The sequence below is a fragment of the Mycobacterium sp. genome, from assembly GCF_050701515.1.
Classification (GTDB): Bacteria; Actinomycetota; Actinomycetes; order Mycobacteriales; family Mycobacteriaceae; genus Mycobacterium.
In genome coordinates this window covers 1-4,231 of the sequence record NZ_JBOGDB010000011.1, presented here as the reverse complement: position 1 = coordinate 4,231, position 4,231 = coordinate 1, and the positions used below count along the sequence as shown (strand labels likewise).

Here is a 4,231-nt window from a genome sequence, read left to right as displayed (position 1 = left end):
GCGCTGCTGCTGCGCCGCGACACGGCTTGCGTGCCGCTACTGCACGGTGGCGGCCAGGAACGCGACGTCCGTTCCGGCACACCGGATGTCGCCGGAGCGGTAGCGATGGGCACGGCCGCCGAGGTGGCGATCGGCGGCATGGAGAGCACCAGCGCCCGCGTGCAGGCGTTGCGTGACCGGCTGGTCGACGGCGTGTTGTCGAGCATCTCCGACGTAACCCTCAACGGGGCGACGGGCGCACAGCGGCTTCCCGGCAACTCGCACTTCACCTTCCGTGGCTGCGAGGGCGATTCGCTGCTGATGCTGTTGGACGCCAAGGGAATCGAATGCTCAACGGGCTCGGCATGCACTGCCGGTGTGGCGCAGCCCTCCCACGTCCTGATCGCAATGGGCGCCGATCCCGCCAGTGCCCGTGGCTCGCTGCGGCTTTCGTTCGGCCACACCAGTGTCGAGGCCGATGTCGACGCCGCGCTCGAGGTGCTGCCCGGCGCGGTGGACCGCGCGCGGCAGGCCGCGCTGGCCAGTTCGGGAGCGGCTGGACAATGAGGGTCCTGGTCGCGATGAGCGGTGGCGTCGACTCGTCGGTCGCCGCGGCGCGCATGGTGGACGCCGGTCACGACGTGGTCGGGGTGCACCTGGCGCTGTCGGCGGCTCCGGGCACGCTGCGCACCGGATCGCGGGGCTGCTGCTCGAAGGAAGACGCCGGCGACGCCCGTCGTGTCGCCGATGTTCTTGACATGCCTTTCTATGTCTGGGATTTCGCGGACCGATTCAAAGAGGACGTGATCGACGACTTCGTGTCGTCGTACGCCCGCGGCGAAACACCGAACCCGTGTGTGCGGTGCAATGAGCGGATCAAGTTCTCCGCGCTGTCGGCTCGCGCGCTGGCGTTGGGTTTCGACGCCGTCGCCACCGGCCACTACGCGCGGCTGTCGGACGGTCGGCTGCGCCGTGCGGTGGACCGCGACAAGGATCAGTCCTACGTGCTCGGTGTGCTTACCGCCGAGCAGTTGCACCATGCGCTATTTCCCATCGGCGACACCCCCAAGCCACGGATCCGCGACGAGGCGGCACGCCGCGGCCTGGCCGTCGCCGAAAAGCCGGACAGCCACGACATCTGTTTCATCCCGTCCGGTGACACGCGCGCGTTCCTCGGTACCCGCATCGGGGTGCGCCGCGGCACGGTCGTCGACGCCGGCGGGACGGTGCTGGCCGAACACGACGGCGTGCACGGCTTCACCATCGGTCAGCGCAAGGGGCTCGGCATCGCCGGGCCCGGACCGGACGGGCAGCCCCGCTACGTGACGGCCATCGACGCCGACACCGCGACGGTGCACGTCGGTGCCGCCGCCGATCTCGAGGTGTGGAGGCTGACGGGCGAGAAGCCGGTTTTCACCTCCGGTGCGGCGCCTGACGGTCCGGTGGAGTGTGCCGTGCAGGTGCGTGCGCACGGCGGCATCACCGACGCCGTGGCTGAGCTGCGCGACGGCGAACTGGTGGTCGAGCTGAGGGCCCCGCTACGCGGTGTGGCCGCCGGTCAGACCGTGGTGCTCTACCGCCCGGATGCCGACGGCGACGAGGTGATCGGCAGCGCCACCATCATTTCTGCGCCGAAACAGGAGCCAGCGTCGTAAATCCTCGCGATTAGCGACATGGAATCCCATTTCGCCGGAGATTGACGACTAGTTCGGCACCCTGGCCAAGATGTTGGTCATCACGATGTCGGGCACCGAATCGGGGAACGCACAGAACGACACCTCGACGAGCACGACGGACTTGACCCGGTAGTCGCGGCCGCACGCGCCGGTCGAGCGCATCCGCAGCGTGTCGTTATCCGCCGTCCATTCACCGATGAACGTCGAGCCGAGCGTCGTCGACCCGCAGTCGTAGACGAGCCCAACCAGGTTGGCGAACGCGTTGCGAGCGGTCTGCGGGTCGCGGTACGCGGCGGCGCCCTCGGAGATCAGTCCGCCGTCGGGCGGGTACTGGAAGGTGGTCTTGTGGAACTCCTCGACATCGGCGCCGAAGGTCTGCGTCTCGGCGAAGTACCACTGGCACTCCGGCGGCGTGCCGTCCATCAGGTCACCGACGTCGACCGGAAACTTGCCGTCCATGCTGGGGACGATGGTCAGGTCCTCGCCGGCACCGGTGATCGCCCGCATCTGCGCCTGGTCCAGCATCACCGTCTCGACGTCGACCGGCGACCGCGACTCGTCGTCAATGCCCGGCGCGGCCCGCAGTGCCGTGCCCGGGATGGTCTGCGCGCATCCCGCGGCCAGTAGCGTGGCGGCACCCAACACCGCCAGTTGGCCGGCCAGTGCGGGCATGGTGTCGACTCCCTTCCTGGTTCGCAGACTAACGCGTGTTGCGCGTGTGGCGAATAGTGTTGGACAAGTGAGTGCTTTCGCCGCGGCAACCGGGATCGGGTCCTGGCCCGGAACCACGCCGCGCCAGGCCGCCGAGGTAGTCGTCGGTGAATTGCACAGGCTGCCGCATCTGGTGGAGTTGCCGGCACGCGGTGTCGGGGCCGACCTCATCGGCCGCGCCGGTGCGCTGCTGGTCGACATCGGCATCGACACGGTGCCCCGTGGATATCGGGTAGCCGCCGGGCGTAGTGCGGTCACTCGCCGCGCGGCCAGTCTGCTCGCTGAGGACATCGACGCGCTCGAAGAGGCCTGGGAGAAGGCCGGGCTGCGCAGCGCGCAACGGACCGTCAAGGTGCAGGCACCCGGCCCGATCACGCTGGCCGCGGAACTGGAACTGGCCAACGGGCACCGGGCCGTCACCGATCCGGGCGCCGTGCGTGACCTCGCCGGATCGCTGGCCGAGGGGGTCTCCGTTCATCGCGCCGAGGTGGCCCGGCGGCTGGACACTCCCGTGGTGGTTCAGTTCGACGAACCGTCGCTGCCCGCTGCGCTGACGGGCCGACTCAGCGGGGTCACCGGCCTGACCCCGGTGCAGCCGGTCGACGAAGCGGTCGCTGCCGCGCTGCTGGACGACTGCGTCGACATCGTCGGCGGCGAGGTGGCGATGCACAGCTGTGCGCCGGGCCTGCCCTGGAAGCTGTTGCAGCGCAGTACCATTCATGCGCTATCTGTTGACTTTTCAACGCTGTTGGCTGCCGATTTCGATGGCATGGGCGAGTTCGTCGAGTCCGGCCGCACCGTGATGCTGGGTGTCGTCCCTTCCACCGCGTCCGAACGCAGGCTGTCGGCGGAGGAGGTCGCCAAGTCGGTGGTCGCGTTCACCGACCGACTCGGCTTCGCGCGGTCGGAGCTGCCTGAAAGCATCGGCATCACGCCGACGTGTGGGCTGGCCGGGGCGACTCTGCAGTGGGCGCGTACCGCGACCGAGCTGACCCAGCAAGCGACCGATGCCGTCGCCGCCGACCCGGCCGCAATCTTGAATTGACGTTTGCCGGGCAAAGGCAATGTGTAAGAATGCATACCTGTGGTCCGATCCAACATTCGCCTTGCGGCGGGTGTCGGTGTCGTCGCGGCGTCTCTGCTGACCTTCGGCCCCGTCTCAACCCCCGCGGTTGCCGACGATCGCGGCTCGGGGTCTCATTCCAGCCGCGATGACCGGGGGCGCTGGGACCGCGGCGGCAAGGGTGATCGCCTCGACAGGAATCCGACACTGGCGGACGACGGCCCACTCATGCGCGTCGGAACGGCTCGCACCGATCAAGAGGGCCTTCGCGCGCCGGAGAACCTGACGATCGCCGAGCGCGCGGCGGCAGACCAGCCCGGCGTCGTCGAGGAGCCTGGCCCGTCCGCCCGATCGGGGTCCGACCATGGCGGGGCACCCGCGGTGTCGGTCCGAACGCCGCGGGTGAAGATCGGAAACGGGCGTCCGCCCGTGGTGCGGCACCGCGACTTCGATCCGCCGGTCGAAATGCCGGTCGCGCCCGAGGTCGCGCCGCCGGCGCCAGAGCGTGTGGTCATAGACCTCCCGCAGCCGCCGCGGATCGACCGCGGTCAGCCACCTCGGCTGGTGCCCAAGCTGGGCGCGGCGCGATCCACTTCGACGAGCGATCCGCTGTTCGGGCTGGCCGGCCTGCTTCTGATACCCGCGGTCGGCGCGGCCCTCGGCTACCGGCAGGCGCGGGCGGCGCAGAACGCTGCGCGGTCAGGCCGGCCGTAGGTCCTTGCGACGCAACCATCTCGCGGTAGCTAGTCTCGGTGCCTGACTTGGACGTCGGGATATGGGCTCGCGAAGCTCATTTCGCCTT

The 4,231-nt window shown here is 69.4% G+C and carries 5 protein-coding genes; 4 read left to right on the top strand and 1 reads right to left on the bottom strand.

Annotation, left to right across the window (positions count from 1 at the left end; translation table 11 throughout):
- Both ACRDU5_RS01120 and mnmA read left to right on the top strand, forming a co-directional pair.
- Nucleotides 1-546, top strand: a 546-nt coding sequence (locus ACRDU5_RS01120) for a cysteine desulfurase family protein (RefSeq protein WP_526612380.1), incomplete at its 5' end; no start/stop codon positions are given.
- Nucleotides 543-1,634, top strand: coding sequence for a tRNA 2-thiouridine(34) synthase MnmA (mnmA, locus tag ACRDU5_RS01115; protein ID WP_526612379.1), 1,092 nt, complete (start codon nucleotides 543-545; stop codon nucleotides 1,632-1,634). The genes ACRDU5_RS01120 and mnmA, both read left to right, overlap by 4 nt.
- 48 nt (nucleotides 1,635-1,682) lie before the next feature.
- Here mnmA and ACRDU5_RS01110 read toward each other — a convergent pair whose 3' ends face one another.
- Nucleotides 1,683-2,327: a sensor domain-containing protein gene (locus ACRDU5_RS01110; protein ID WP_526612378.1), complete on the bottom strand. Its 645-nt coding sequence runs from the start codon at nucleotides 2,325-2,327 to the stop codon at nucleotides 1,683-1,685.
- Between the two features lie 67 nt (nucleotides 2,328-2,394).
- On the opposite strand from ACRDU5_RS01110, the gene ACRDU5_RS01105 reads away from it, so the two are divergent.
- Together ACRDU5_RS01105 and ACRDU5_RS01100 are read left to right on the top strand one after the other, a co-directional pair.
- Nucleotides 2,395-3,411, top strand: coding sequence for a uroporphyrinogen decarboxylase/cobalamine-independent methonine synthase family protein (locus ACRDU5_RS01105; protein WP_526612377.1), 1,017 nt, complete (start codon nucleotides 2,395-2,397; stop codon nucleotides 3,409-3,411).
- A 39-nt stretch (nucleotides 3,412-3,450) separates the two neighbouring features.
- Nucleotides 3,451-4,143: a hypothetical protein gene (locus tag ACRDU5_RS01100; protein ID WP_526612376.1), complete on the top strand. Its 693-nt coding sequence runs from the start codon at nucleotides 3,451-3,453 to the stop codon at nucleotides 4,141-4,143.
- The last annotated feature ends 88 nt before the right edge of the window (nucleotides 4,144-4,231 follow it).

Excerpts from the sequence above, each read along its gene's own strand:
- mnmA (WP_526612379.1), top strand. The coding sequence starts at position 543 with ATGAGGGTCCTGGTCGCGATGAGCGGTGGCGTCGACTCGTCGGTCGCC.
- ACRDU5_RS01110 (WP_526612378.1), bottom strand. The coding sequence starts at position 2,327 with ATGCCCGCACTGGCCGGCCAACTGGCGGTGTTGGGTGCCGCCACGCTA.